Annotated in this window: 6 protein-coding genes; all 6 read right to left on the bottom strand. The window is 34.9% G+C overall.

Annotation, left to right across the window (positions count from 1 at the left end; translation table 11 throughout):
- Positions 1 to 1,353: a DEAD/DEAH box helicase gene (locus tag AB8B65_RS02430; RefSeq protein WP_405299222.1), complete on the bottom strand. Its 1,353-nt coding sequence runs from the start codon at positions 1,351 to 1,353 to the stop codon at positions 1 to 3.
- 84 nt (positions 1,354 to 1,437) lie between these two features.
- Complete coding sequence (locus AB8B65_RS02425) at positions 1,438 to 2,301, bottom strand: cyanophycinase (protein WP_405299221.1); 864 nt, start codon at positions 2,299 to 2,301, stop codon at positions 1,438 to 1,440.
- Between the two features lie 70 nt (positions 2,302 to 2,371).
- Positions 2,372 to 3,316, bottom strand: coding sequence for a YitT family protein (locus tag AB8B65_RS02420; RefSeq protein ID WP_405299220.1), 945 nt, complete (start codon positions 3,314 to 3,316; stop codon positions 2,372 to 2,374).
- A 77-nt stretch (positions 3,317 to 3,393) separates the two neighbouring features.
- Positions 3,394 to 3,807 (bottom strand): hypothetical protein, encoded by a 414-nt coding sequence (locus AB8B65_RS02415; protein WP_405299218.1) that lies wholly within the window; start codon positions 3,805 to 3,807, stop codon positions 3,394 to 3,396.
- A 14-nt stretch (positions 3,808 to 3,821) separates the two neighbouring features.
- Entirely contained in the window at positions 3,822 to 4,478 is a 657-nt protein-coding gene (locus AB8B65_RS02410; protein WP_405299216.1) for a hypothetical protein, read from the bottom strand.
- 20 nt (positions 4,479 to 4,498) lie between these two features.
- Positions 4,499 to 5,083: hypothetical protein (locus AB8B65_RS02405; protein WP_405299215.1), on the bottom strand; the 585-nt coding region annotated here is incomplete at its 5' end.

Below are 5,083 nucleotides of genomic sequence, written 5' to 3'. Positions count from 1 at the left end.
TTACTTTCTCCTTTTCTTATTTCTAAGATTAAAATTTTTGTCACCTTTCGTTTTTGGCTTTTTGTATTTTTTTGCGATTTCTCTTCGATACGAACCACCTTGATTGGTTTTCTTATTTTTCTCTTTCTTTTCGTGAAAACCTTTGGCTAAGCCTTCTGTTTTTGACGGATTGTTGTTTTCGCGAATATGTGTTTGTTCTTCGGGAGCTAGTTCGTTTGAAATAGAAACTTCTTCAGGAAACTCCAATTCAGGAATTTCGTAGTTCATCAAGGTTTCAATTGTTTCCTTGTATTCTCGTTCTTTTTCGGTATAAAATAAAACAGCGTTTCCTTTAGCTTGCGCTCTACCAGCTCTACCAATTCGGTGCATGTAATTTTCTGGATAGTTTGGCGTATTAAAGTTGAATACATGCGTAATTTGATCTAAATCCAAACCACGTGCCATTACATCTGTTGCAACTAAGATTCTGTTTTCTCCTGCGTTGAAATTTTCTATAGAACGAATTCTGTAATTCTGCGTTTTATTGGAGTGAATTACGGCAACATCTTCGCCAAAATCTTGTCGGATACATTCAAACAACCGATCTGCAATACGTTTGTTAGAGATAAAAACTAACACTTTACTGTAGGTTTCTTTATCTTTTAGAATGTGTGTGAGTAAGTTTACTTTCGTATAAAAGTTTCGAACCGAATAACAGGTTTGCGAAATATTGTCTAACGGCGTTCCACTTACGGCAATCGAAATTTTATGTGGCGTTCTAAAAAAATCGTCAATTAATAAATTTACATCATCGGTCATTGTTGCCGAAAACATGATGTTTTGTCGTTGGTCTGGTAGCAATTCGAAGATATTGGTAATCTGAAAACGAAATCCTAAATCTAACATCACATCAACTTCATCAATTACTAACTTTTTGATGGCTTTTAGTTGCAATGCTCTGGTCAATACCAAATCGTACAAACGCCCAGGAGTTGCTACGATGATATCTGCGCCTTGTTGCAAACTTTGTGCTTGTGCATTCATGTTTACGCCTCCATACACACCTACAATTCGTACGTTGATGTATTTGGCAAATGCTTCAATTTGTTCTACGACTTGAATTACCAATTCACGTGTTGGCACTAAGACTAAAATTCGCGGATTGACTTGCTTCGAGAATTTTAAATCACGCAGTAAAGGCAACATATACGCGAAGGTTTTTCCTGTTCCTGTTTGCGCAATTCCGACCACATCTTTTCCGCCACGAATTACAGAAAATGATTCCTGTTGAATTGGTGTTGGCGTTGTAAAGCCTAAATCTTCAATTGCGAAATGCAACTGTTTTGATAAGTCAAGATCTTGAAAAGTAGCCATAACGTGTAAATTTTGCGCAAATGTAATGTATTTCATCACTTTAGCGTGCTGAAAGTAGATTTTATTGGTTTCTTTCGTAAATCGTTATTCTCTAATTACCTGTCTTTTTCTTAAATCATACTTGTCTCCACTTTTAAGAAAGTAGAATAGTTGATTTTTGTTGGGCAATTTTTTTAGATATGAACCTTCAGCAGACCAAAATGATTGGTCATAAATAAGGACAAAACTTTTTCCCATAACTTCTAAAATATCTCCTTTAACAATAATGGCCGTGCTTTCGTCAATTCCGATACCTAAAAGTTCAGGTTTTTCTTTAAGAATTGTAAACATATCAAATTGTCTGTTTCTGGCTAATACGTGTTGATCAATGGCAATATTTGAAATAAATCCGAAGCCAACTTCATGATCTCCCATCATAATTTGATTGTTTTTTGTATCGCCTCTTGCCAAATACGAACCTTGAATTGTTGCACCAGCAGAAGAACCTGCAATGACGCCGCCTCTGTCTAACAATTTTAGCATTTCGGTATAGGCTTTAGTATTCAAATAACTATCTGCAATGCGCCAATGTCTTCCGCCCGTAAAATAAATTCCAGTAGCTTCTTTAAGTGGTTTTACAAATTCATCTGTATTGGCAACAGCAGGATCACTAGTATGTAAAATGGTAATATTGGGAATGCCATATTCTTTGAAATTCTTTTTTAATAAGGTCGTATCTACTTTATTGTTTCGAACAAATGCAGTTGGTATGACTACTATTTTTGCCGAATCTCCACCAGCAAGTTTCCGAAATTCTTTCATAATGTCAGTATCACCAATGCTACCTCCACCAATAGCTATGAGTGTTCCTTTTTTATGTCCAGTCGTTATTTTTTTGTCTTGTGCTTCTATATTTTTAGGCAGAAGAAACACGATAAGAATCAGAAATTGGAATGTTATTTTCAACATTTTTTGATGTTTAATTGGTGATGATTTTAAATTCAATATTCAATAGTTAGCAATTTTCTTGCTGAAAAACTTATTTTCCTTCTTTCACTTTTTCGGTACTTTCAGTAGGTTTCTTTTTGTTAGTATCTTGTTGCTTGTACAAAGCAGGCGATAATTTTTTAATACCTTCTTTGGTGAGGTATTTAGTGAGAATTCCACCTTTTATATTGTTGACATCAAATTCGATGATGAACGCATTTTTGTCAATTTTTTCAATGAGATTGTACGTTCTGCGAATGTCAATTCGGTTAATTACGGTATGAATAATATCTTTTTCAGCTTGTACACCTCGTTTTCCATATCCGCGCGCGCCTTTGTACAAAGTAGTTCCTGCGCCTACAACGCGAATCAGTTCTTCGTCAATTTCTTTGAAATGTTCTGAAACAATCATCAATCCGACATAATCTTCAAAACCTTCAATCATTAAGTCAATTACTTTTGCTGTGACCAGAAATGTTAGAATGGAATACATGGCAATTTCGACCGAAAGGAGCAAAGCCGTAGCACTGAAAAGAATGGCGTTGAAACCTAAAATTACTTTTCCAATGCTAATTCCTAAGCGATCGTTGATAAAGACTCCTAGAATTTCCGAACCATCAAGTACTGCACCATTTTTGATGCTGAGTCCAATTCCGGCACCGAGAAACAATCCGCCAAAAATGGCAATTAAAAGTTTGTCATCGGTAACGGCAGAAAAATTCTCAAAGTGAATAAAAATAGCGAGTCCGACAATGGCAAAAATCGATTTTAGAAAGATCCGTTTCGTCAAGGTAAACCAAGCCAATGCTAAAAACGGAACACTGACAATGAGTAAAACGACTGAGATATTTACAGGGAATAATTCGCTTAGTAAAATGGCAATTCCGGTAACGCCGCCATCCAAAAAACCATTGGGAAGCAAGAACATTTTCAGTCCGATACTCGCCAATACAATTCCAATAATGATTTGAAAAATTTCAGAAATGAGTCGTTTCATAAGTGTTGTAAAGATGAAATTTGTGTGTCGTTTTCAAGATACACAAACTCTAAACCATTCGCGTATAATAGAAGTTTTTATTTTTTGTCAAAATCAGAACTTACTATAAAATCCAAGTCTCTTTTATTGGTCGGAATTGGTTTTCCGTTACTATCCCAAAACTTCCATTTTTTTGCATCAATAGAAATATTATAAACAGAGTAGGAGCAACCACCATGATCATTTATTTCATTTAATTCACCATTAAAAGCGCCTTCTGCAATCTTTATTTTTTGTGGCGAATAAAAAGTCCATAAACCAACTTTAGATCGCTGCGTTATTACTTCTGGAACTATACTGCAAAATGTATATTCGTGTATGTTTATTTTTCCAAAACCATGAATGTTTTCATAATCCCATTGCGGATTTAGTAAGGTTTCTTGTTTCTTTTCACAATTTAAAGTAGTAATCAGAAAAATTATAATACACGTTAGAAAACTTCTATTTTTCATAAGAATTTAGCTGTTTATTGCCCAAATAACTTCTTCCAAAAACTTTTCTTTTCGTCAGTTTTAGGAGTTGCTGCGCTTGTGTTATTTGAAGTTTCAGGAGTTTGTGGTGGAGTTACACTTGTGGTTTCTTGCTGCGTTGTATCTACAGCAGTGTAAAAAAAATTACCAGTATCCGACATGCCAATTGGAAATTGAGTGCGTTGCGTCCATTCGTTTTCATGTAAGGCTTTGTTAGGTTCCATTTGTATTTTTTTGTCTAAACTCTGGCGTCCCATTCCAATTACTTTTTCTTCAATATTTGAATTGGTTTCACTAAAAATAGCTTCAAATTTTTTGTCGAAATGCAACAATAATACTTGTGTTTGTTCGTCAATTTTGTAAATGTCTAATACTTTGTAATGCGAAGGAGCCGCAATTAAATGAAAGCCAAATTTTCGTACTTCAGGGTTTACTTGCGCCATATTTACCGCTTTGTTGGAAGCAATGGCGTATCTTAAATTAGCGTGCATGCCTTGTGCAAAGTTGGAAACATCGGTGAAACCGCGTTCTAGCAAAATTTGATTTTTTTCGTATTTTGAAATATAGCTAGGATTCAAATTACAATCTCTGTAATACATAGTGAGTCCTGCAAAAGTTTCATTAAACGCTTCTTCTATTTCTTTGTGATCCATGAAGTTGTTTTTTATATCGTTTACTTTATTTCTTTTAGTACTGATTCTTTCCATGTACCATGCACTATTTCTGGACGTGCATTGAGTTGCATAAAATGTTTGTCTATATTTTGCGAACGTGTGTATTGCTTTTTTGTAGTGAAGTCTTTTACGGTTTCCGTTAGTTGATACATTTGTGCATCATTTTCACCATAATCAATAGAAAAACCAAATTCGCGTTCTTTTAAAAGGTTTCTTTTCGCATCCATTAGTTTAAACGTATTGTAATATCCGTACTCGCCAACTTCGGTTCTGTCAATTTCAATAATTTGATTCTCTTTTAAGTACCTATACGAAATGGTTTCCGCATCACCGCCTTCACTTTTTGTAACTCCTAAATCAGCCCAGGATGAAACGTCAAATTTTCCAAAATAAGCAAAATCAAATTTAGTCTTTGTAATAATTCCGTTTCCTTTTTTACCGCCTTTTTGTTGTACAGCGCCGCCATAAACCCAACCTTTTTTGTTGTCTTTAGTGGTCACTTTCATCCAATAATCGTTGTATACAACACCGCGAAGTACAATACTTTCTTTTGCATTCGATTTTGTACCTGTAAATTCCAACGC

The organism is Kordia sp. (genome assembly GCF_045105435.1).
GTDB lineage: Bacteria > Bacteroidota > Bacteroidia > Flavobacteriales > Flavobacteriaceae > Kordia.
The sequence above is the reverse complement of the archived record's forward strand: the minus strand, read 5'-3'. Positions and strand labels throughout refer to the sequence as shown.

What these genes read in the sequence shown, in the direction of transcription:
- AB8B65_RS02430 (WP_405299222.1), bottom strand. Translation starts at nt 1,353, where the DNA reads ATGGCTACTTTTCAAGATCTTGACTTATCAAAACAGTTGCATTTCGCA.
- AB8B65_RS02425 (WP_405299221.1), bottom strand. Translation starts at nt 2,301, where the DNA reads ATGTTGAAAATAACATTCCAATTTCTGATTCTTATCGTGTTTCTTCTG.
- AB8B65_RS02420 (WP_405299220.1), bottom strand. Translation starts at nt 3,316, where the DNA reads ATGAAACGACTCATTTCTGAAATTTTTCAAATCATTATTGGAATTGTA.
- AB8B65_RS02415 (WP_405299218.1), bottom strand. Translation starts at nt 3,807, where the DNA reads ATGAAAAATAGAAGTTTTCTAACGTGTATTATAATTTTTCTGATTACT.
- AB8B65_RS02410 (WP_405299216.1), bottom strand. Translation starts at nt 4,478, where the DNA reads ATGGATCACAAAGAAATAGAAGAAGCGTTTAATGAAACTTTTGCAGGA.